This is a genomic window from Phorcysia thermohydrogeniphila, assembly GCF_004339575.1.
In the GTDB taxonomy this organism is placed as follows: Bacteria; Aquificota; Aquificia; order Desulfurobacteriales; family Desulfurobacteriaceae; genus Phorcysia; species Phorcysia thermohydrogeniphila.
This window is the reverse complement of the sequence record NZ_SMFV01000003.1, coordinates 208,162-230,280: the sequence shown is the minus strand read 5'-3', so window position 1 is coordinate 230,280 and position 22,119 is coordinate 208,162. Positions and strand designations below refer to the sequence as shown.

23 protein-coding genes are annotated in these 22,119 nt (G+C 44.0%); 17 read left to right on the top strand and 6 right to left on the bottom strand.

Translation table 11 applies throughout. The features are described from left to right. Nucleotides 1-2 precede the first annotated feature (2 nt). From CLV27_RS08565 to CLV27_RS05525, 3 genes are all read left to right on the top strand, one after another. Nucleotides 3-518 (top strand): DivIVA domain-containing protein, encoded by a 516-nt coding sequence (locus tag CLV27_RS08565; RefSeq protein ID WP_132526642.1) that lies wholly within the window; start codon nt 3-5, stop codon nt 516-518. Further along, the gene (locus tag CLV27_RS05530; RefSeq protein ID WP_243644889.1) at nt 475-696 is read left to right on the top strand and encodes a DUF167 domain-containing protein; all 222 of its coding nucleotides are present in this window, start codon (nt 475-477) and stop codon (nt 694-696) included. The genes CLV27_RS08565 and CLV27_RS05530 overlap by 44 nt, the downstream gene beginning before the upstream one ends. A gap of 81 nt (nt 697-777) precedes the next feature. Further along, a complete protein-coding gene (locus CLV27_RS05525) occupies nt 778-1,074 on the top strand; it encodes an HU family DNA-binding protein (protein ID WP_132526638.1) in 297 nt (98 codons plus the stop codon). A gap of 27 nt (nt 1,075-1,101) precedes the next feature. On the opposite strand, the gene lepB is transcribed toward CLV27_RS05525, so the two are convergent. Continuing rightward, nucleotides 1,102-1,746, bottom strand: coding sequence for a signal peptidase I (gene lepB, locus CLV27_RS05520; RefSeq protein WP_132526636.1), 645 nt, complete (start codon nt 1,744-1,746; stop codon nt 1,102-1,104). A gap of 83 nt (nt 1,747-1,829) precedes the next feature. On the opposite strand from lepB, the gene CLV27_RS05515 reads away from it, so the two are divergent. From CLV27_RS05515 to CLV27_RS05470, 10 genes are read left to right on the top strand one after another with little or no spacing between them, the layout of a single operon-like run. Next, the gene (locus CLV27_RS05515) at nt 1,830-2,660 is read left to right on the top strand and encodes a hypothetical protein (RefSeq protein ID WP_132526634.1); all 831 of its coding nucleotides are present in this window, start codon (nt 1,830-1,832) and stop codon (nt 2,658-2,660) included. A gap of 45 nt (nt 2,661-2,705) precedes the next feature. Beyond that, nucleotides 2,706-3,407, top strand: a complete 702-nt coding sequence (locus CLV27_RS05510) for a DUF481 domain-containing protein (RefSeq protein WP_132526632.1) — start codon at nt 2,706-2,708, stop codon at nt 3,405-3,407. Further along, nucleotides 3,407-3,760 carry a hypothetical protein gene (locus CLV27_RS05505; RefSeq protein ID WP_132526630.1) on the top strand — a complete coding sequence of 118 codons (354 nt, stop codon included), beginning with the start codon at nt 3,407-3,409 and terminating at the stop codon, nt 3,758-3,760. The genes CLV27_RS05510 and CLV27_RS05505 overlap by 1 nt, the downstream gene beginning before the upstream one ends. A gap of 2 nt (nt 3,761-3,762) precedes the next feature. Next, on the top strand, nt 3,763-4,302 hold the full coding sequence (locus tag CLV27_RS05500; protein WP_132526628.1) for a hypothetical protein: 540 nt from the start codon (nt 3,763-3,765) through the stop codon (nt 4,300-4,302). Beyond that, nucleotides 4,235-6,718, top strand: coding sequence for a TIGR03960 family B12-binding radical SAM protein (locus CLV27_RS05495; RefSeq protein ID WP_243644886.1), 2,484 nt, complete (start codon nt 4,235-4,237; stop codon nt 6,716-6,718). Before CLV27_RS05500 ends, CLV27_RS05495 begins: the two co-directional genes overlap by 68 nt. After that, nucleotides 6,672-8,195, top strand: coding sequence for an Rne/Rng family ribonuclease (locus CLV27_RS05490; protein ID WP_132526624.1), 1,524 nt, complete (start codon nt 6,672-6,674; stop codon nt 8,193-8,195). The genes CLV27_RS05495 and CLV27_RS05490 overlap by 47 nt, the downstream gene beginning before the upstream one ends. 6 nt (nt 8,196-8,201) lie before the next feature. After that, a complete protein-coding gene (locus CLV27_RS05485; RefSeq protein WP_243644884.1) occupies nt 8,202-9,155 on the top strand; it encodes an outer membrane protein assembly factor BamD in 954 nt (317 codons plus the stop codon). Between the two features lie 11 nt (nt 9,156-9,166). Next, on the top strand, nt 9,167-9,535 hold the full coding sequence (gene rsfS, locus CLV27_RS05480; protein ID WP_132526622.1) for a ribosome silencing factor: 369 nt from the start codon (nt 9,167-9,169) through the stop codon (nt 9,533-9,535). Next, a complete protein-coding gene (locus tag CLV27_RS05475; protein ID WP_132526620.1) occupies nt 9,532-9,945 on the top strand; it encodes a 23S rRNA (pseudouridine(1915)-N(3))-methyltransferase RlmH in 414 nt (137 codons plus the stop codon). Before rsfS ends, CLV27_RS05475 begins: the two co-directional genes overlap by 4 nt. A 2-nt stretch (nt 9,946-9,947) precedes the next feature. Beyond that, the gene (locus CLV27_RS05470) at nt 9,948-11,579 is read left to right on the top strand and encodes an oxygen-binding di-iron domain-containing protein (protein WP_132526618.1); all 1,632 of its coding nucleotides are present in this window, start codon (nt 9,948-9,950) and stop codon (nt 11,577-11,579) included. Here CLV27_RS05470 and prfB read toward each other — a convergent pair. Continuing rightward, nucleotides 11,563-12,685 (bottom strand): peptide chain release factor 2 gene (prfB, locus tag CLV27_RS05465; protein ID WP_425600133.1). Its coding sequence is split into 2 segments (ribosomal slippage): nt 11,563-12,618 and nt 12,620-12,685, totalling 1,122 coding nucleotides; the frame shifts between segments, so codons are not numbered across the junction. The genes CLV27_RS05470 and prfB overlap by 17 nt on opposite strands. Before the next feature lie 125 nt (nt 12,686-12,810). Here prfB and CLV27_RS05460 point away from each other — a divergent pair. Continuing rightward, on the top strand, nt 12,811-14,265 hold the full coding sequence (locus CLV27_RS05460) for a ComEC/Rec2 family competence protein (protein ID WP_132526614.1): 1,455 nt from the start codon (nt 12,811-12,813) through the stop codon (nt 14,263-14,265). A gap of 4 nt (nt 14,266-14,269) precedes the next feature. On the opposite strand, the gene recG is transcribed toward CLV27_RS05460, so the two are convergent. Beyond that, complete coding sequence (recG, locus tag CLV27_RS05455; RefSeq protein ID WP_132526612.1) at nt 14,270-16,726, bottom strand: ATP-dependent DNA helicase RecG; 2,457 nt, start codon at nt 16,724-16,726, stop codon at nt 14,270-14,272. Nucleotides 16,727-16,797: 71 nt separating this feature from the next. Here recG and CLV27_RS05450 point away from each other — a divergent pair, with 71 nt between their 5' ends. Together CLV27_RS05450 and CLV27_RS05445 are read left to right on the top strand one after the other, a co-directional pair. Continuing rightward, nucleotides 16,798-18,546 (top strand): tetratricopeptide repeat protein, encoded by a 1,749-nt coding sequence (locus CLV27_RS05450; RefSeq protein WP_132526610.1) that lies wholly within the window; start codon nt 16,798-16,800, stop codon nt 18,544-18,546. Next, nucleotides 18,543-19,034: a hypothetical protein gene (locus CLV27_RS05445; protein WP_132526608.1), complete on the top strand. Its 492-nt coding sequence runs from the start codon at nt 18,543-18,545 to the stop codon at nt 19,032-19,034. Before CLV27_RS05450 ends, CLV27_RS05445 begins: the two co-directional genes overlap by 4 nt. A gap of 35 nt (nt 19,035-19,069) precedes the next feature. Here CLV27_RS05445 and CLV27_RS05440 read toward each other — a convergent pair whose 3' ends face one another. The 3 genes from CLV27_RS05440 to CLV27_RS05430 form a co-directional block, all read right to left on the bottom strand. Further along, nucleotides 19,070-19,429: a PIN domain-containing protein gene (locus tag CLV27_RS05440; RefSeq protein WP_132526606.1), complete on the bottom strand. Its 360-nt coding sequence runs from the start codon at nt 19,427-19,429 to the stop codon at nt 19,070-19,072. After that, nucleotides 19,426-19,629, bottom strand: a complete 204-nt coding sequence (locus CLV27_RS05435; RefSeq protein ID WP_132526604.1) for a hypothetical protein — start codon at nt 19,627-19,629, stop codon at nt 19,426-19,428. The genes CLV27_RS05440 and CLV27_RS05435 overlap by 4 nt, the downstream gene beginning before the upstream one ends. A 185-nt stretch (nt 19,630-19,814) precedes the next feature. Then, nucleotides 19,815-20,396 (bottom strand): hypothetical protein, encoded by a 582-nt coding sequence (locus tag CLV27_RS05430; protein WP_132526602.1) that lies wholly within the window; start codon nt 20,394-20,396, stop codon nt 19,815-19,817. Nucleotides 20,397-20,651: 255 nt separating this feature from the next. Between CLV27_RS05430 and CLV27_RS05425 the strand changes: the two genes are divergently transcribed. Next, nucleotides 20,652-22,094: a leucyl aminopeptidase gene (locus tag CLV27_RS05425; RefSeq protein WP_132526600.1), complete on the top strand. Its 1,443-nt coding sequence runs from the start codon at nt 20,652-20,654 to the stop codon at nt 22,092-22,094. Nucleotides 22,095-22,119: the final 25 nt, after the last annotated feature.

Genomic DNA, 22,119 nt, shown 5'->3' with positions numbered 1-22,119 from the left:
AAATGAAGAACGTTCAGGGTAGGAAGGTAAAACTTAGGCCTCAGGATATAAGGACAAAGGAGTTCAGTAAAAAGCTCTTTGGATATGACCCAGATGAGGTTGAGGCCTTTTTAATAGAGGTGGCTAATGCGTATCAGGAGCTCCTAAAAGAAATAGAGAGCCTTAGGGTTAAAACTCCAGAGTACAAGACCGAAAAGCTCGTAGAGAAGGCCAAAAAGGAAATTGAGAAGATTGTCCAGAAGAAACTTGAAGAGAAGAAGGAGCTTGAGAAGCAGAAGAAAGAACTTGAGCTTGAGATAGAGAAGTTAAAGCTTGCCCAGAAGCAGTTCTTTGATAGGCTTAAGATGACCATTTTGGACATGACGAGAATTCTTGAGGAGCTGAGGCCAAATGCTACGGGTAAGAAAGAGGAACGGGGCAGTGGAACTGGAAGTGAAGGTTCAACCCAAGGCCTCTCGGAACAGGATAGAGGGGGTGGAAGAGGGGAGGCTGAAAATCAGGGTAACAGTTCCTCCTGAGGGAGGTAAGGCCAACAGGAAAGTTGTTGAGCTGCTTTCAAAGGCGCTAAGAGTGCCTGCATCTAACATAGAGATTGTGAAGGGGGAAGCGAGCCGAATTAAACTCCTCAGGATTGAGGGGATAAGCTCTGCAACTTTGCAGGAAAAGCTTGGAACGCAGGTGCAGGAAACTTCTTGACAATAAATGGCTAAAATAGTATTTTCTTTCTAAGCCTTGAAAGACTTTGCCTTAATAAAACCTGTTAAGGAGGGAGCGGTTATGACAAAGAGCGACCTTGTAGCAGCAATTGCTGAAAAGGCAGGTATCAGGAAGAAGGATGCCGAAGCTGCTCTTAACGCCTTCATTGAGGTGGTAACAGAGGCTCTCAAAGGCGGAGACAAGGTAGAAATCAGGGGCTTTGGAACCTTCCTCATGAAGGAGAGAGCTCCAAGAACTGCAAGGAACCCAAGAACTGGTGAGAAGGTAGAAGTTCCTGCAAAGCTCTCTCCAGCCTTTAAGCCCGGAAAGGACCTTAAAGAGGCTACTGAGAAAGTTCTCAAGAAAAGGAAGAAGTAAGCTCTAAAGGGGGGAGTCCTCTCCCCCTTAGTTTATTAGCTTGAAGATTCTGCTGAAACGGGGCAGGTGTCTCTCTCCATCCCAAGAGAAGAAAATAACCCTTGCGATGCCTACTATGTTCTTTCTATCAACGAATCCCCAGAACCTGCTATCGTAGCTGTTGTTCCTGTTATCACCCATCATAAAGTACTTGTCCTTTGGAATGACGAATACTTTTGTGTTATCCCCTTGAGTTCCCGTCTTTAAAATCAGATGCTTCTTTTCGCCTCCTTTCCTCTTGGGAAGGAACTCGTAAAAGAGTTCTCCTTTCATTAACGTTCCCTTTTCAACGTAGCTGTAACTGCCTGCTGGGGAGTAACTGCAGGGTTTCCCGTTTATGTAGAGCTTTCCGTCTATGACCTGAACGGTGTCTCCCGGAAGGCCAACTATTCTCTTTATGAAGTAAACGTCCCTATTTTCTGGGTAGAGGAAAACGACGACGTCTCCCCTTTCTGGCTCTCTAAAGTGGTAGGTAACTTTGTCTACCAGTATAAAATCTCCGACGAGCAGCGTTGGTATCATGGAGCCTGAAGGTATATGAAAGGACTGGACTAAGAAGGTTCTAATGATTAATGCAAGAACAAGAGCGACTATCAAAGATTTAAGGTTTTCAACTATTTTTTCCCTGTTCATTCTGTACGCTCTCCTTAAAGGGATTGGTCAAAATTATAGGAAAATACACATCACGGTATCTATTCTTGATAAGGGGGAAAGGAGTGTTTGTTAAAACAAGAAGCTTGGAAATTGGAGCATTTAAGCTAACTTTAATGTTTCTCTTCTCTACTTTTTTTCAAGTGGTTGTTTCTGAACTCTTATGCAAACTTTTGAAGTATCTTAACGTGTATATGATTGTAGCTATGGATTTCGCTGTGTCTTCTATACCTATCTTTATCTTATTCCAGATTGGAAAAAAATTATTTAGAACTTCTGAAGATGAGACCGACAGAATTTTAAAGAAAGGAGCTTTAATGCTCTTGTTTCCTCTGTTGGTTATTTTTTTCTCTTTGTATTATGGAATATTCCTTTTATTTGCCAATTTAACCGCCGGATTATTTACAAGGACTTTTGAAGAAAAAATAATCTTTTGGCACTTTAGTGAGAACGTAGATTTAGCAGTTATTCTAATCTCATATGGGCTGTATATATTTTTACAGAGGAAAAACGAGAAGTTCAAAGGGTTTTTGGGTATATTCATAATGTCAGCTATAGGTATATTTTTTCTCGTAGAAGCCGTTAATAATGCACTTGATTTAAGAGTATACTATACAAAAGGTAAAGAAGCTCTTTATGAACCTTGCGTTGTGGAGAGTTTAATTAAAGAGAAATACGTTAGAGGAGGAGTTGATTTTTATGTGAAGTGCAAGGGAAAGAAAAAAGAAGGAATCTCTTCTATCTTCCTTTATTCTTTCTTCTGCAAGACAAAAGAGAATAGCTTGAATTTTGACTTTAATTGTCAAAAAAAAGAAATAGAAGGAAAAGAGGTCTTTCTAATAAAGTCTTTGTATAGTGATACCATATACGGACTAAGGCTCGCAGAGGAGTTGTAAGAATATGGTATTTCAGGACTTTTGTAAGTTACAGGAGGGAAGCAGATGAGAAAGTTTTTAGCAATTTTATTATTTTTCCCTCTTACTGCTTTTGGAGAAACTGAAACAAATCAGGTCTCTGTTTCCTATACTGACACTTCTGGGAATACTGATACTAAAACCCTTTCTATTTCCTACAGCTTTGAGAAAGACTGTCAGTCGTTACGTTTTTACTCAGACGGCTCTTACCTTTATAAGACAGATAGCGGTGAAGAAACTGCCAATAAGCTAACCTTAAACGGTCGGGTTGAGATGAACCTGAGCGAGAAAATCCTCTTCTACTTTTCAAGCTTCCTCTACGCTGACCCCTTTTCAGGTTACGACTACAGAATTGGCCTTGGTCCGGGAGTTGGTTATCAGTTGATAGACGGTGAGGACGAGTCTCTGAAACTCTTTTCGGGTTTTAACTACACCTACAACAACTATACGGACGGAACGGTTAATAGCTACTCTCTATGGGAGGCAAAGCTTGAATATAAAAACAGGCTGCTTGAGGACCTCCTGTTTTTACAGAAACTCTCCTATCAGATTTCCCTTGAAGACGGCGATGACTACTTTGTTCATAGTGAGACCTCCTTTCAAGTTCCAGTAACGGAGAAATTAGCTTTAGGTCTTTCCTACGTTCTGGATTACCAGAATCTCCTTCCCGATGACGCTGAGAAGCATACGGACAAAACCTTCCTAACGAGCGTTATCTATAGGTTCTGATGATGCTGGAGCTCTTAGAGAGGATACTCCTTAAGTGCGGGAAAGAGAGGAGGCTCATTACCTACGGAGAGCTTGCTGTAGAGCTTAATAGGAGATTTGGCAAAAGAGTTGTCCCAGAGAAGGGAAAGGGACTGGGAAGGGCGATTTCTAAACTGCTACACCCTGTGTGTGACAGGTACTACCGGGAGTTTAGAGTTCTGCCGGGCTCGGTTGTAGTTCTTTCAAAAACGGGAATGCCTGCAGAAGGGTATTTTAAATACCTTGCAAAGAGGTCTATTTTTAAAGGAGATAGTAAGAAAGCTTTTTGGGAACGTCAGTTATCTGCGTTCTTTGAGTTTTGCCGTAAGAGGTGATGATGGGAATACTTCTATTCCTTGTCCTGTTTCTGATTTTCGTTTTTCTTGTTATGCCCCGTTTTACTGGGGGAAGGAAAACTGTAGAGGTTAGGGGACTTGACGGTTCTGTTTTAGGTTTTTCAGAGGAAGGGGTTTCTTGGTTTAAGGATGGGCGTTTTAGGTTCTTTAGGAGCTCCGAAATAAAGCGCTTCTCTGTGGAAAGGTTAGAGAACGATGTTTACGAGCTGAAGATTGATGATGGAAGGGAAATAATAACCGTTCCGGTTAGTGGAAGGGAGCTCCAGAAGCTGTTTACCCGTTCTGATACCGGCTATACTCCAGCCTTTCCGTGGCTTGGAACTGTACTTGGGGCACTGACCGGTTTTTTGGTTGCTGACATGATAGCCGACAGCGTTCACGCTGCCGTCCACGAAGAGGAAAAGCAGGATATAGGAGAACAGGAAACTATAGAAGATAAAGTATCACAGGATTTTGAAGAGAACATCGCTGATTACGATTCCGACTTTGACTACGGGGACTTCTTTGACGGCGATATTTAAGGATAAAGAACTCCTCTGTAGGCTATACAGCGTTAAAAAGCCTGCCTCTTACCTGCCCTTAGAGCTTAACCTAAGAGCTCCCCGCTTTTCTGAAAGGGAAGTAAGAATTGTTCTTACCTACCCCGACCTTTACGAGGTGGGGAGCTCCCACATCGGCGGAAAAATCCTCTACCACGTTATTAACAACCTTACAGATTTTGCCCTCATGCATAGGGCTTACCTCCCCCGTCCCGACATGCAATCCTTTATGAAGAGGGAGGGAATTCCCCTTTATACGATTGAGGAGCAGAGGCCCGTAAAGGACTACGACTTATGGGGACTTTCCTTTTCCTCTGAGCTTACCTATACAAACGCCTTAAAAGCCTTAGAGCTTGCAGGCCTAAGAATTAAAAGGGAAGAGAGAGAAGGCTTTCCTATCGTCTTTGCCGGTGGTCCCTGCGTTTATAACCCGGTTCCCCTGTCGCCTTTCATAGACCTTTTTGCCATTGGTGATGGGGAAGAGGTAATTGTCCAACTTGCAGAACTCATGAGGAGGATAAAGAGGGAAGGGGGAAGTAAGGAGGACTTCCTCCTTGAGGCGAGGAAAATTACCGGAGTATGGATTCCTGCCTTTGGTAAGTATCCTGTAAAGAAGGCCGTCTTTACGGGGATAGGACTTAAGGACTACTACCCTACATCTCCTCCAGTTCCGGTAGTTGAGACGGCTCAGGACAGGATTGCCGTTGAAGCGGCAAGGGGGTGTTTGCGGGGATGCCGTTTCTGTCAGGCAGGCTACATATACCGTCCCTACAGGGAAAGGGATGAGAAGTTAGTGGAGAAACTTGTAGAAGAGACCTTCAAAAACACAGGCTACGAGGAGGCTTCCCTTTCTGCCCTGTCAATCTCAGACCACAGCCGTTTTAACGTTTTAGTCCCCGAAATTATGGGGCTTTGTTACAGTGAAATGATTTCACTCTCCCTTCCATCAATGAGGGTTAAGGGGTTTAATCCAGAGCTTGCCTCCCAGATTATGCAGGTCAAGAAAACCGGTTTTACCCTTGCTCCGGAGGCCGGTTCTGATAGGCTCAGGAGGATAATAAACAAGGACCTTACAAATGAGGACCTCTTTAAGGCGGTTGAGGGGCTTTTTGAGAGGGGATGGAACAGGCTGAAGCTCTACTTCATGATAGGGCTACCTTTTGAGCTTCAGGAGGACATTGACGCCCTTGTGGATATGCTCTGGACTGTCCACAAAATCGGAAGAAAGTATAAGGGTAGAAAGCACCTTGCTGCCGGTATCTCCATATTCGTCCCTAAGCCTTTCACGCCCTTCCAGTGGGAGGCCTTTGCCAAAGAAGACGAGGTAAAGGAGAAGGTTTCTTACATAAAGAGGAGAGCTCCAAAGGCCTTCGTCTTAAGGTTCCACGATTACAGGCAGTCTTTTATAGAGGCTATCCTGACAAGGGGCGATGAGTCGGTAGCAGACCTTATTGAAGCTGCCTACATGGAGGGATGTCAGCTTGATGGTTGGGACGAGTACTTTAACTGGGAAGGGTGGCTGAGGGCCTTTGAAAAAAGCGGCGTTGACATTGAGAATGTATCGGGACGAAAAGAGTTAGATGAGGAGCTCCCTTGGGACTTCATAGAGGGCGTTGTAACGAAAAAGTTTTTACTTAGAGAGCTTGAGAAAGCCAGAAGAGAAGCTTGGACTCCGGACTGCCGTATAGTTGGGTGTCACGCCTGCGGTTCCTGTACTCCCCAGCAGATAAGGGAGTTAAAGGAGCACCCGATACCCGAAAAGATAGAGTTTAAGGTTCCTCCAAGACCTAAGAGGGAGTTTCCATTAAAGAGGAAAGTAGCTCTAATCTTTGAAAAGAGAGGATATGCAAAGTACCTATCTCTCCTTGACCTAAATAGGGCTTTCACAAGGACGTTCCGCAGGTTCGGTGTTCCACTTAGGTACTCTCAGGGCTTTAACCCTCACCCGAAAATCAACGTTCTCCTTGGTCTTCCTGTAGGAGTTGAGGGGCTTGGTGAGATTGTTGAGGTGGAACTTTCTGAAAAGGAGTTTGACTTTGAAAGGTTCATAGAGGAGTCTAAATCCTTCTTGCCGGAAGGTTTGAGGTTTAAAAGGTACTACGAGCTGGGCTTAAAGGAGACTCTTCTCTCTAAGATAGAGGAGGTTACATACAGGATAAGACCTTTTGAGGAGTTTAGCCTTGACTTCCTTGAAGAGAAAGTTCTTGAAAATAGGAAGGGGAAAGAGGTTCTGCTGGAGGAGTGGATAAAGGGCTGGGAGTTTGACGGAGAAGTACTCAGGGTAGTATTAAATGTTAAAGGGGGTAATATTTTAAATATCCAAGATATTCTTTTCTGGATGGGTCTTGACCTTGGAACAGCAGAAGTCATTAGGGAAGAGCTCTTACAAGGTGAATAAGCAGATACTGATAAACGTTCACACGAAGGAAGTTAGAATTGCCGTCCTTGAGGACGGAGAGCTCGTAGAGTTTTACGTTGAGAGGAAGGGGAACAGGGGCATAGTCGGTAACATCTACAAGGGGAGAGTTCAGAAAATAGTTCCTGCCGTTCAGGCAGCTTTTGTAGACATTGGAGTTTCAAAGAAGGCTTTCCTCTACGTTCGGGACGCTGTTGCCCTTGAGTTTGAAGAGGACGACCCCTTTGAGGGGGCGAGGGGCTTTGAAGATGAGCTTCCCTCTATTGAGGAAGTTCTCTCTGAGGGACAGGAAGTAATCGTTCAGGTTTCAAAGGAGCCAATAGGAACTAAGGGTCCAAGGGTTACAACCAACATAACAGTGCCCGGCCACTACTTGGTTCTCCTTCCAACCGTTAACAGGGTAGGGATTTCCCGGAGAATAACCGACGAAAAAGAAAGGGAGAGGCTAAGGGCAATTGCTACCGAGATAAAGCCTAACGAGTACGGAATTATCGTTAGAACGGCGGCGGAAGGGGCTGACAAGGAAGAGCTAAAGAAGGACCTTGATTACATACTAAGGGTCTGGAAAGGTCTTGTAGAAAAGGCAGAGAGTAAACCGCCTCCAGTTCTACTCTATCAGGACCTTGAAATTGTTCCAAGAACGTTAAGAGACCTCCTCACCGATGACGTTTCTGAGGTGATAGTTGATTCAAAGACAGAGTATGAAAGAGCTCTAAACTTTACAAAGGCCTTTATCCCGAAGCTTTCTGACAGGATAAAGCTCTACGAAGAGGATATTCCTCTCTTTGAGAAGTTTGGGGTTGAAAGAGCTATTGAGAAGGCTCTATCCCGGAAAGTCTACCTTAAGAACGGAGGTTACATAGTAATTGATGAAACTGAAGCCTTGGTCTCAATAGACGTTAACAGTGGCAAGTTCAGGAAAACAAAGACCTTAGAGGAGACGGCCTTAAAGATAAACCTTGCAGCTGCGAAAGAGATAGCAAGGCAGTTAAGACTTCGGGACATAGGTGGAATCATCGTAATAAACTTCATAGACATGAAGGAGGAAGAGAACAAGGAGCTCCTAATTAAAACCTTAGAGGAGGAGCTCTCTAAGGACAGGGCGAAGACGAAAATCGTTAGCATGTCAGACCTTGGGCTTGTTGAGATGACGAGGAAGCGAGTGAAGAAAAGTTTGGGTAAGACCTTGACGATGACCTGTCCTTACTGTGAAGGGAAGGGGAGAGTTAAATCCGTTGAGACAGTGGCCTTTGAGATAGAGAGGGAGATAATATCCTCCATTAAGGCGGATGGAAACTGTAAGGTCATAAAGGTCTACGCCAACCCTGCCGTGGTTGAAAAGTTGAAAGTTGATGAAAAAGATATAATTGACAGGATTGAAAGGGTTTTCGGTCGCGAAATCAAGGTAATTCCCGTTGAGAACTACCACGTTGAGAAATTCATGGTCGTGAAGGGATAACGGAGGATGAGCTTGAAAAATTGGATGTTCTTCTTGGCTTTAGCTTTGGCTTTTTCGTGCGAGAGGATTCCTCAAACTACGGAAGGTCTATACCAGAAAGGATTTGAAGCCCTTAAAGAAGAGGACTGGGGAAAGGCTACAAACTACTTGGAAAAGGCCCTTGAGGGGGAGCTCTCCCCCAAGGAGAAAGAAAGAACGAAATTCGCTCTTGCAAATGCTTACTTTAACGATGGAAACTTTGAAGAGGCGGCTATCCAGTACGAGGAGTTCTTGGAGCTCTACCCAGCCTCTCCCTTCGCCAAGGATGCCCTTTTCAGGCTTGGAGTTTCCTACCTTAACCTGATAAAGGGTCCTGAGTGGGACCAAACTTTCACTGAGAAGGCCTACCAGATTTTTGAAGAGTTTCTAAAGCGTTATCCTACGGATGGTCGCGCCTCAAAAGCAAAGGAGTACAGAAAAATAGCCAGAAAAATCCTTGCCGAGCACGAACTCTACATTGCCGGAACTTACGATATGGTTCACAAGTTTACGGCCTCTATTAGGCGCTATGAGAGAGTTTTAAGGGAATACTCCGACGTTGAGCCGATGGATAGACTTAAGTACCTACTCGGGAGAGCTTACTACTTTACGAGCATTCAGGCAGAAGAGGAGATAGGTAGACTTAGGAGACAGCTTGAAAAAGAAAAGGAGAGGCTAAACTCCGATAATCCAGAAGAGAGGAGGGTGGCTAAGAGCAGGATAGAGCTTATAGGTAAGGATATTGAGAGTTGGAAGAGGATAGCGGAGGAAAATAGAAAAGTGGGAGAGAAGATACTTTCAGAGGTAGCGAAAAAATATCCAAACTCCCCTTACGGCGTGAAAGCAAGGAGGATTTTGCTTGGAGAGAGGATACTTAACGTTGAGCCTGTTATAAATCCGCTAAAGCGTTCTATTTGGTGGAAAATAAAAGAAACCCTATAAGGAGGACGGTTTTGGACACCCTACGAAAGCTAAAAACTGCTCTCAAAGCAGCCCTTGACAAAAAGGCAGAGAACCCTGTTGTTATTGACCTTAGGGAGCTCACTACTCTTGCAGATTACTTCGTAGTTCTTTCTGCAAGTTCTGATACCCACGCAAGAACTATAGCTGACGAGATAAAGAAGAAATTAAAGGAAACGGGGATTCTTCCTCTCAGTATGGAAGGGTATGAGACCGCCAACTGGATATTGCTGGACTACGGCGATGTCATAATTCACATATTCAGGCCGGAGTTTAGGGAGCTCTACAACTTAGAGTCCCTCTGGATGGATGCACCGAGGGTAGAGGTCTCTGAGCTCGTTTCGGAGGAAGCAGAGGTTTGAAGATAAGGCTTGTCGCTGTTGGGAAGATAGCTCCTCACCTTAAGGAGGCTCAGAACTACTACCTCTCAAGGTTAGGGTTTTTAGAGCTCTATGAAGTTAAAAAGGGGCGGACGAAGGAAGAGGAAGGGAAGAAGCTCCTTGAAAAGTCTAAGGGCTTTACCGTTGCCCTTGATGAACGTGGCAGAGAAATGACTTCCCGCGAGTTTGCCTTCTTTCTCCTGAAACACCCCTTTATAACCTTCGTTATAGGTGGTGCTGATGGGCTTTCTGAGGAGGTAAAGGAGAAGAGCGACTTCCTGCTTTCTCTCTCAAAGTTCACCCTCCAGCACGACATTGCAAGGGTTGTTCTCCTTGAGCAAATCTACAGGGCAGACCAGATAATAAAGGGTAACCCCTATCACAGGGATTAGAGATGGAAGTAGACCTTTCAAAGCCAGTTGAAATTGCCGAGGAGACTTTTTGGGTTGGACACTACATAGAGAGCGATATATTCCAGTGTCACACCTACCTAATAAGGAACGGTAAAGAGTCTGTTCTGATAGACCCCGGCTCGCTGATAACTTTCAAGGAGACCCTAAGGAAAGTAAAGTACTTGGTTAACCTTGAAGACATTAAGTACATAGTTTGCCACCATCAGGACCCCGATGTCGTTGCCTGTCTTCCAGAGCTTGAAAAGGTTCTCCCCGAAAAGGAAAGGTACATAGTAACCCACTGGAGAACCTACTTCCTCTTAAAGCACTACAACCTCTTAACGCCCTTTTACCTTGTTGACCAGCACGGCTTTAAGCTTTCCCTTGGTGACAGGGAGTTACAGTTTATCCTTACCCCCTACATGCACTACGCCGGTAACATCGTAACCTACGACCCAAAGACTAAGGTTCTCTTCTCAAGCGACATCTTTGGTGGATGGGTTGAAGGGGAGTGGAGCCTCTTTGCTAAGGATGAGAGCTACATAGAGAGCGTGAGGAGCTTCCACGAGATATACATGCCCTGTAAAGAGGTGGTCCTTCACACTGTAGAGAGGTTGAAAGAACTTGACCTTGAGATTATTGCGCCACAGCACGGCTCAATAATAAAAGGAAAGGAACTCGTTGAAAAGGCCATTTCTGCCCTTCTTTACTTTGACTACGGTAAGATGTTTGAGGCCGATGTTCTTGAGGTTTTCAAGAGGAAGCTTCAGAGGAGCTCCATCCTGTCCTTACTAAAGGAGCTCGCTTTAAAGGAGATTTTCCTCTCAGAAATTCTGAAGGTAACCTTCAGTCATCTCAGCTCCATCTTTCCTCTGGAGGACATCGTTGTAGCTATTTCTGCAGATGAGAGCGTGTACGTATTCTCTAAGGAAAACGGATTCTTCCCAAAAACCGTTAGGAACTTTAACCTTGAAGGAGAGAACTGTGTCGTCTTTGTCAACGGAAAGACAAAGATAGCTTTCTTCCTGTCAGAAAAAGTTTCTAAAGAGGATGAAGAGTTCCTAAGGGAAGTTGCAAATATTTTCTTCTTCATTGCCAGAAGGGAGGAGTGGCTCATATCCCTTAAAGAGAGGGAAAAGTACCTCCGCTTTAGAGCCTACAGGGACGTTTTAACTGGCCTTTACAGGCGCGAGTTCTTAGAGGAACTCGTCCAGCAGGAGTTCTACAGGTCAAAGAGGTACGGTTACCACTTTTCCGTCCTGATGATAGACATAGACAACTTTAAGCAGATTAACGATAAGTACGGCCACCTCTTTGGCGATAAGGTGCTGAGGACTGTAGCAGGGATAATCAGGAAAAACCTCCGAAAGAGTGACATTGCCGTTAGGTACGGTGGAGAGGAGTTCTTGGTTGTCCTCCCCCACACCGACCTTAGAAGGGCTGTAGTGGTGGCTGAAAGGATAAGGAAGGCCATAGAAGAGGCGAGAATAGGAAAGGTTAAAGTAACCGTCAGTATAGGGGTTGCAGATAATAGCCTTGTAGAGAGCTTTAAGGACTTAGTTCAGAGGGCAGATGCGGCTCTCTACAAGGCCAAAAGGAGTGGTAAAAACAGGGTAGTTATTTACTCTGAGTAGCTCTTGCCTTCTGTTTAAGGTAAGCTTCAATAAACTGGTCTATATCCCCGTCCATAACTGCGTTCACGTTAGAGGTTTCCACTCCGGTTCTGTGGTCCTTAACGAGCCTGTAGGGGTGGAAAACGTAAGAGCGTATCTGGTTACCCCAAGCAATGTCCCTGTGCTCACCTTTTACCTCTGCCAGTTTCTCTTCCCTTTTCCTTCTCTCGTACTCGTAAAGGCGAGCCTTCAGGATTTTCATCGCCCTTTGGCGGTTCTGTATCTGAGACCTTTCACTCTGGCATGTAACGACTATTCCCGTCGGAATGTGGGTAATTCTCACTGCAGAGTCTGTCTTATTTACGTGCTGTCCTCCTGCTCCAGAAGCCCTAAAGGTGTCAACCCTTATGTCCTCGTCCCTTATCTCAATATCAATCTCCTCGTCTATTTCCGGAACGACTATAACTCCACAGAAGGAAGTGTGGCGTCTTGCGTTGGCGTCAAAGGGGGAAATCCTTACGAGCCTGTGGGTTCCGTGTTCAGCCCTTAAAAGGCCGTAGGCGTAAGCTCCCTTTATGAGAATGGTTGCGCTCTTTATTCCGGCCTCCTCGTTCTCCTGAAGGTCAAGGATTTCTGCCTCAAATCCCTTCTTCTCTGCCCAGCGCAGGTACATCCTCATTAACATCTCTGCCCAGTCGCAGGACTCAGTTCCTCCTGCGCCGGCGTGGATGGTAACTATGGCGTTGTTCTTATCAAACTCTCCGGAAAGGACAGTTTTTACCTCAAGGCTGTCAAGGGTTTTCTGGAGCTGTTTTAATGTCTCCTCCACCTCATCAAGGAGGCTCTCCTCGTTTTCCTCCTCGGCCATTTCAAGGAGAACCTCAGCGTCCTCAAGCTTCTGCTCTATCGTTGAGAAGGTATTGAGTTCACCTTCTATCCTGTTCCTCTCCATTGAAATGGACTGGGCTCTCTTTTGGTCGTTCCAGAAGTCTGGAGAGGACATCTCCTCTTCAATCTCAGAGAGCCTCTTCTTCATGCCCTCTATGTCAAAAATACCCCCTTATCTCGGAGTATCTCTCCTTCAGCTTAGAAACCTTCTCCCTTAACTCCTGAAGCCTCTCTATCATTTTGCTCTCCTCAAAAAGTTTTTGATTAAATATAGGCAAAGGCTGTAAACTTAAGGAATGAGTTGCTATAATCCATTGAAGACAATCAAAATTATGAAAGTGGGAGAGGAGGAAGGAGGGTAGAAGTGGGGACAAAAAATAAACCTTCTGTAAAAGCTAATCTTCTTACTACCTTCCATGCAGTTGGTCAAGGATTGTTCTGTTCAAATCATATATGTTTTATAAAGGAAAAGAAAGTAATTCCTTTTAGTTTTATCTACGATTGTGGCAATAGGTGGAATTCACGTCTTTTAGAAAGAAGAATGAGACATTTTTGGAATGTTCATGAATATCTAGCTAATGGTGAAAGATTAATAGATTTATTTGTTCTTTCTCATTTTCACGAAGACCATTACAAAGGTCTTGATTATTTGCTTAAGGAAAGGAATGGTCGGATAGATGTTGCTATTATTCCATATTTAACATGGATGGAGAAGCTGTTAATTCTTTTAGAAGAATACTCAGAGGAAAGTTTGGGTAATAGTGAGACTGTGGAAATAGTAAATGAATATTTGTTAACTAACGAGTGGATAAAGAAAAAGGCTAATCTTCTGATATATTTGGGCAAAAGATGGAATGAAGAAGGAAAAAGAGAAGAGGAAAACGAAAAAGAACAAGAAGGAAAGGCTAAAGATGTTGAACCTTTAGAAGAAATAAAGCTTTCAGAAATTTGGAAAAGTTTGTTAAGTAGTGAAGAAAAAGTGGAGGAAAATGTTTATATGGTGAGAGGATTTTGGAGTGCCTATATCAGCGATTCTGGTAGAAAGTTGTGGGAATTTCTTTTCTTCTATCCAAAATTGGATAGAAGTATAGAGGGTAAAATCAGGAAACTTAAGGAAGAAATTAAAAAATTGATAAAAGAAAAAGAATCAGTAGATAGAGATGTAGATAGGATAATAGATAATTTAGATGAAAATCTATATAAGATAACAGTAATTTTGAAAAATGAAAAAGGCAGTAAAAAGGTCTTTCTTCGTTTTCAGTTAAAAGGGAAGGAACAAAAAGGGAAAGAGTTTGATATAGAGTTTGAAAAAATTAAGCAGAAGATTAATGAAAATATTCCTACAGGAAAAAGAAATGAAACTTCAATAATTTGTTATCATTCACCAACTAATATGGAAGAATTTGGAGTTACGCTTCAACCAGTTTATGATTGTTATTTAAATTTTACTCCAGTTCCGGAATGGAGAATTTTATTTTCTAGGTTTCCCGAAGTTGAAACGATAGCTCAATTATATTCTGGTGATGTTTATGCTGAGCAGTTGCTGGAGATAGTTGAAAAATTGCAATCAAAGGGTAAATATCCTTTTCTTACTCAAGTTCCTCATCACGGTTCTTACGATTCTTGGAAAGAGAAGGGAAAAGAACTAGTAAAAGTATGTAAAAGTTCTTACTGGATAATTACAGCGGGAATTAAGAATACCTACGGCCATCCCTCACCTTGCGTATTTAAAGACATTAGCCTTCAAGGAAAAATTCCAATTTGGGTAGATGAACAAAATCACTTCCAGATGAGAGCTACGATAGACTTTAAAGTCTAAGGATTTAACCTACTTCAACAAGGTCAAATTTTTCCCCAAACCTAAACTTCATGAGCTCCTTAAGGTTATCAAGACCTTTAAGCTCGGGATTTTTTTCAACGAGTTTCTGGGCTTCTTCCCTTGCCAGTTTGAGTATTTCAAAGTCCCGTCTCAGGTCTGCAATTTTAAAGTCCCCAAGGCCTGACTGTCTTGTTCCAAAGATTTCCCCCGGCCCTCTAAACTGGAGGTCTGCCTCGGCTATCTTAAAGCCGTCATTTGTTGACTCAAGAACCTTTAACCTCTTTGTGGCGTCCTCTCCGACGTTCCTTGAGGTTACAAGGTAGCAGAAGGATTCCTTATCTTCCCTTCCGACCCTTCCCCTTAACTGGTGGAGCTGTGCAAGGCCAAAACGCTCGGCGTGTTCTATCACCATAACAGTTGCATCCGGAACGTCAACGCCGACCTCAATAACGGTTGTTGATACGAGAACCTGAAAGTCTCCTTTTCTGAAACTCTCCATTACTCTGTCTTTTTCTTCCTGTTTCATCCTGCCGTGAAGTAGCCCCACGGCGTAGGGTTTTAGTTTCTCTTCCCAGTAGTGGAACATCTCTGTTGCAGCCTTTAGCTCTAACTTTTCCGACTCCTCTATGAGTGGGTAGACGATGTAGACCTTGTTGCCCTTTTCAAGCTCCTTCTTTAGAAGGTCAAGGAGCTTTTCCCTTTCGTCCTCAAATATTATTTCCGTCTTTACCGGTTTCCTACCTGCCGGAAGCTCGTCAATGACTGAAACGTCAAGGTCTCCGTAGGCGGTCATTGCGAGGGTTCTCGGAATAGGTGTGGCAGTCATAACGAGGACGTCGGGCATCCTGCCCTTTTTCTTTAGCTCTACCCTCTGCTTTACTCCAAAGCGGTGCTGTTCATCTATTATCGCAAGTCCCAAGTTTTTAAACTCAACTCCCTCCTGAATCAGGGCGTGAGTTCCGATAACGACCTGTATGTAGCCTTCCTTTATCGCCCTGTACATTGTTTCTTTTTCTCTCTTTGTCATACTGCCCGTTAAGAGGCCAACCCTTACTCCGAGGGGCTTTAAGAACTCGTTGAACTTTTTAAAGTGCTGGTTGGCGAGGATTTCGGTTGGTGCCATAACAGCCGTCTGGTAGCCCGTCTTTGCAGCAAAGAAGGCTGCCGCTGCAGCGACGACCGTTTTTCCACTACCTACGTCCCCCTGAACGAGGCGGTTCATTGGTTCTTCTCTTTTCATGTCCTCAGCAATTTCTTTTAGAACCCTCTCCTGAGCTCCTGTAAGTTTGAAAGGAAGGCTCTTTTTAAACTCCTCAATTAGCTCTTCGCTTACGGGGAAGGAGATACCCTTTTCTTCCTTTATCTTCTGTCTGTGGATGGCAAGGGCAAGCTGAAAGAGGAAGAGCTCGTCAAAGATTACCCTTTTTTGGGCTGGGGTTTTAAAGGAGAGGAGCTCCTCTGCCTCCTCGTCGTAGGGGAAGTGAACCCTCCAGAAGGCTTCTGGAGCTCCCGGCAGGTTCAGCCTCTTTATTATCTCTTCGGGTAGGTATTCCGGCAGGAAAGGTATGACCCTCTTAACAACCTCCTGTATGTCCTTCCTTACGGTGGCCTGTTTTATTCCCTCTGCAGAGTGGTAGATTGGCAGTATAATCCCGAGCTTTTCAAGCTTTCCCTTGTAGGGGTCAAGGATTTCTACCTCTGGGTGAACCATTGAGTAGCCACCGGATTCCCTCTTTACAAGGCCGTAGGCAAGAACCTCCTTTTTTAGCTCCTTTGCCTTAGTAAAGAGCGTCCTGTAGTAGCCAAAGACCTTTTCCTGAAGGAAAACTAAGGTAACCGTTCCCGTTCTGTCGTAGAGGAGAACCTTGAGGATTTTCTTTTTTTTCTTGCTCGTCTCAAAGAGGGATACCTTAACGACTTTGCCCTTTACGAGGAACTGCCCATCTGGCCTTAAATAGGCCATTGGGGTAACGGTTGTTCTGTCCTCGTAACGGTAGGGGAGGTAGTATATGGCGTCAATTACTGTCTCTATTCCGAGCTTTTTGAGCCTGTTTATCCTTCTCTTGTTGAGGCTTTTGACGGATTCAATTGGCTGGAAGAAGGCCTTTATAGGGTAACTCTTCTTCTTTTCAAGTTTCTCCGGAGGGGATAGAACTCTCTCCTTTGGGATTTCCCTCTGGCGGGCTTTTTCTATTTCCTCTTCTGAGAACTTTAACGTTACGACGGAGTGGAGCTCCTTGATAAAGCGTTTTTTCTCCTCCTCAGAAAAACTACCGTAGTTCCTTAGCAGGTTTAATACCTTGTTTACCCAGAGCTTTCTCTTTTTATCAAGGTGGGGAAGGAGCTCCTTAAACAGAATGGCGAGGGTTTTGTCTGGGTCTTTAACCCTATCAAAGTATTTAAAGTTGTCTTCCACCAAAAGGTTTAAGAGCTTCTTAAGCCTCTCTATTGTCCTCTTCATCTGCGAAACCTTGTTTAAGATACAATTCTATTTGTTATTATTTCAGACAACTCCTCTTTTGGGAAAGAAGTATGAGAAGAGCTCTTTCTTTGTCAATCCTGCTGTTTGCCGTCTCCTGTGGTTCGGTTTCTGTTCCGGTAAAGGAAAAGCTTAAGGTTAAGCCAAGGGAAGAAAAAGTTACCGTTAAAGGGGATTACCGTCCTGAGCCGGGAGCTCTCTTCTACTACATGGTTTACCTTAACGAGAGGAACAGGGGTAACTACACAGCTGCCTATGAGGCAATAAAAAAGGCAGTAGAGAAGTCCCCTAAACGGGTAGAGTACCTTCTTGAAGCTGCCAAGATGGCAGTTGATTTGAGGAAGTTAAACGATGCCGAAAGGTTTGTCCAGAAAGTTCTTTCTATTGACCCTGATAACTTACAGGCCTTAAAGCTAAAGGGTGGAATACTTGTCGTTAGGGGGGACTACAGGGGAGCAGAGGAGGTTTACAGGAAGATACTGGGGCTCTCTCCCGATAGGGAAACCTGCGTGATGCTGGCCAACCTTTACATAAACGAGAAAAAGTACGATAAAGCAGAGGAAGTTTTAAGTAAGGGCAGGGAGCTCTTCCCTGACGACTACTTAATTGCTTACTTTTCGGGACAGGTTCGTTACCTAAAAGGAGATACAGAGGGAGCTATACGCTACCTTCAGAGGGCGATAGAGCTAAACCCAGATATGGAAAGCGCCTACGTCCTGCTTGGTAAGATTTTTAAAAAGGAAAGGCGTTACAAAGAGGCAGAGACCTTTTTAACTAAGGTTTTAAAAAACAATCCGGATAACGTTTACGCTCTAAAGGAGCTCCTTGGCATTTACCTAAAAGAGAATAAACCCCAGAAGGCCTTAGAGGTAATAAACAGGCTTGTCCAGCTTGAACCTTACGACCTTAAGCTCCTTTCTTGGGTCGCGGCGACCCTCTTTGAGATGAAGGAGTACAAACAGGTGATTCCAATAGTTGAGCGTATCACAAAGCTCAATCCCGACAACCCCAACGTCTACTTTATGCTCGGCCTTGCCTATGAGATGTCGGGAGAGCTTGAGGGAGCTCTAAAGGCTTATGAAAAATCCTTAGACATCTACCCAGAAAACCCTACAGTCCTTGAGAGAACCGCCTTAGTCCTTTACAAGCTCAACAGACTCAGGGATGCAAAGGCCTACTTTGAGAGGCTCTGGGAGCTCACCAAAAAGCCCCAGTACTTGCTGAAGGTTGCAATAATCACCGACAGAGAGGGGAACACCCAAGAGGCCTACAACCTCCTAAAGGTGTGGGAAGGAGAGTTTAAGGACGTTTCAGACCTATACTTCTACCTTGCCTACTTTTCCGAAAAGCTCGGAAAGGACTCAGAGACGGAAGAGTATCTTAAAAAGCTGATACAGAGCTCCCCAACCCCAGACGCCTACAACTACTTGGCCTACTTTTACGCCCAGAGAGGGAAGAACTTGGACGAGGCCGAGGAGCTCGTGGATAAGGCACTCTCAAAAGAACCCCACAGTCCGGCCTTCCTTGACACGAAGGGCTGGGTTCTCTTTAAAAAGGGTAGCTACGAGGAGGCCTGTGAGTACTTGAAGAAGGCCTTGACCTTTAAGCCAGAAGACCCCGTTATAAACGAACACTACAGCGAATGTCTCTTTAAGCTCGGAAGGCTAAAGGAGGCAAAAGAACACCTCCTAAAAGCTTTTGTTGGTATCATGAAAGACCCTTCCATCCAAGAGGAGGAAAAGGGAATCCTCCAGAGGGTAGGAAAACTCCTTAAAGAAATTACGAGGAAGGAGGAAAAATGAACTGGACGATGTTCTTTTGGGGACTAATAGCCTTTCTGATTATTGGACTTCCAACTATAACGGGACTTATGAGGGTAAACGCTGCCTTAAAGTTTTTACTTCAGGCTAAAAACGAGAACTTTTCACCCCTTAACGCAATAAAACCGGGAGGCTTTGCCTACGCCCTTACCTTTAGCTTTAGGATTACCTTCTTAACGGCAATAATCTTAGACTACATAGAGTACGTGAAGCAGACCTACTTTATAGTTTCTCTCTTCATATTCTTCATAATGATTGACTTTATCGTTCAGTCCTCCGGAAAGCAGTTTGCTGTCCTTTCTATGAACATGAAGAGCGCCTTTGCAGGTGCGACCGTAGTAGCCCTTGTGATATTCGGACTGAACTTTGTAATCCAGAGAAAGCTCAGGAAAATCCTCCCCGCTGAGGCTGAAAACTACAGGAAGAAGAGACCTTCTCCGGCCCTTAAAACCTTTGACCAGAGAGGTTAAATTATGTTAATGTCTTCTTTAGCGTTTCAGCAGAGTTAATTAGAACAATTCCTTCTTCTTTTGCAGGTGTAGTGAAGTCTTCGTCCAGTGATATCAAATATTTGATCGTCGTTTGGTCTAAGTTTGTAGGACTTCATGTATTTCAGGGCTATGTTTCCTACGTTTTTTCCGATTTCTAAAAATTTGAATTTGCTTAAGAAAGCCTCTAATTCATCCAATGAGAATTTTCTCTTATAAGTTAGCTGGTAAATTACTTCACTAAAGACGATTCCGTTTATGCAAAGCTCAACTTTATCAACTACTTTAAGTAAATGCTTGTTTATCTCCAGAGCCGTACTGTTCTTTTTGAGTCCCTCTATAATCACTGAGCTGTCTAAAAATACTGGTACTCTCATCCCTTATCTTCTTGCCAATGGATGTCTTCCTCAGACGGTAAGTCCTTTTCAGAAATTCGTCCTGCATTCTTTATTATGAACTCTAAAGCCTTTCGTTGATTTTCTATATCTTTAAACTCTTTCAAACGCGCTAAGGCTTCATCCACAGTTGTAAAAACTTCCTTTACGTCTCCGGGAACTTTGATTACTATCTCTCCCATTCTGACCTTCCTGAAATTTGGGTTTTGCTATTTTCTATAATAGTCCCAAATCTGTTGAAATTGTAAGAACGCTGGACACAACGAGACAGTAGAAGACTGGCCTTCGTGAAAAATTGGGTTCTGCTCTTAATAGAGTTTTGCAAGCAACGTAACTTTTGAAGCGTCGGTTGACGTGCCTTAAAGAATTAATAAGGTGGTCTAAATTTTACAACATAATTATCAAAGATTCTTCCTTTTGTTTCTTTTAAAAGAAGTTCATAAGGACCATAACCGTCTACTCCCCCGCCAGTGTTATCCAAAACTCTTCTTGAAGCCCTAATTAAACAATCTTGAATAAAAGCTTTATCGCTTGCTCCTAATTCTACGTTATAACCTGCTGTATATAGATAATTAATAGTTATTGTACCAATAGAAGGTCTAAATAAATTATTTACAGCCCACCTTAGAGTGTAAGCTTTATGAGTTTCATTATAGTCTTTTGGATAATAGTCAATAATTACACCTCTACCATCTGCTCTTACAATCCTACAATAAGGCAATTCTGGTGGTGCGAATTCTTTCTTCTGTTTGTGGGGGGTGTTATTTGGATTAAAGTTAACATCCGAATGACGATCCCAAGAGGTAAAATGTATAGGAGCATCTACTAACAGAGGTTCTGCTTTAGCATTTTTAACAGGAAAACTATGCAAAGAAGAAGCTAGAGCTACTCCAATTAAGACTTTAGCCAATGTTCTCTTTAGTAAGAATTTCACTTTCTTCCTTTTCACCCCTCTGTTCCCTTCATAGGGTTTCTTTCATTAATTCTACAAAACCCAAAGGGCAGTCTGAGGTTCAAAAAAACTGTTAAATCCTTTGTTTGTTTCTCTCCCACCAGCTTTCTTTTATTTCCTCTGAGATTGTTTTGGTGTCTTCTTCGGTAGCACGGCTTTTGTTTGAGATTTCCAGAAGTTCAAGTCAACGACAAAGGTAGAGTAAAATTAACTACGGTTGGATTAACTATGGGAAAGGAAGGAGGTTAAGGAATGAAGCTGACATACGTGGCGGAGCTCCCTGCAAATAAAAAGGCCGATGCCCTTGTGATTGGCGTCTATGAGGGGCTTAAGAACGTTACTAAGGACGAATCAGAACAGCTTAAGGCCGTTAACTTTTCTGGAAAAGCAGGAGAAGTAGCCACACTTCCGGGAACGGAAAGCTTCAGAGCTCTTATTTACGTTGGGCTTGGAAAGAAAGGGGAGCTCAAACCCGATACTGTTCGCACTGCTGCTGCCAAGGGGATAAAGACTGCCGTCAAGTTAAAGGCTAAAAAGGTTGTCTTTGAAACCTTTGGAGCAGATAAGCTTGAGGAAAGGGCTGTAAAGGCTTTAGCTGAGGGAATAGTCCTTGGAAGCTACAGGTTTAACAAGTATAAGGGCGGTGAGGGAGACAAGTTTGATGTAGAGAAGGTAACGGTTGCCGGTGAAAAGGAGTTTAAGAAGGCCTTTGAGGCCGGTAGGCTCATAGCCGAAGCTGCAAACTTTACAAGAAGCCTTGTCAACGAGCCCGGAAACGTTATTACTCCGGAAAAGTTGGCAGAGGTTGCTAAGGAGTTGGCAGAGGAGTACGGATTTGAGTGTAAGGTCTTTGACGAGAAGGAGCTTGAAGAGAACAAAATGGTTGGAATCCTTACCGTTGGAAGGGGAAGCGACAACCCACCGAGGTTTATCCACTTGGCCTATAAGCCGAAGAAGGCCAAAAAGAAGGTTGTCCTTGTAGGTAAGGGCGTTACCTTTGACAGCGGTGGTCTAAACATCAAGCCTGAACAGTTTATGAAGACGATGAAGTCCGACAAGGCCGGTGCTTGCGCCGTTCTCGGAATAATGAAGGCCGTTGGAGAGCTAAAGCCAAAGGTAGAGGTTCACGCCCTTATTCCAACAGTTGAAAACATGCCAAGCGGAAAGGCATATAGGCCTGACGACGTAATTGTCTATAAGAACGGTAAAAGCGTTGAGATTCACTCAACAGATGCAGAGGGAAGGTTAATCTTAGCCGACGCCCTCATCTACGGCTCAGAGCTCTCCCCAGACCTTATGATAGACATGGCTACTCTGACCGGAGCTTGCGTTGTTGCCCTCGGACACTACACTTCCGGACTCTTTACAAGGGACGATAGGCTCTGTAAGGAACTTTTAAAACTCTCCTCTGAAACTGGCGAAAAGATGTGGCACATGCCATTGGACGACGACCTAAAGGAGGAGATTAAAGGCCTTTACGCCGACATTCAGAACGTTGGAAAATCAAGGTACGGCGGGGCAATAACTGCAGCCCTCTTCTTAGAGAACTTTGTTGACACAGAGAAGGTAAAAGCTTGGGCTCACATAGACATTGCTGGTCCTGCCTTCCTTGACAAGGAGTGGAAGTACTACTCTCCCGGAGCTACAGGCCAGCCGGTTAGAACAATTGTGGAGCTCCTTCTAAAAGAGGACTAACGAGAGGGGGCTGTGCCCCCCTTTT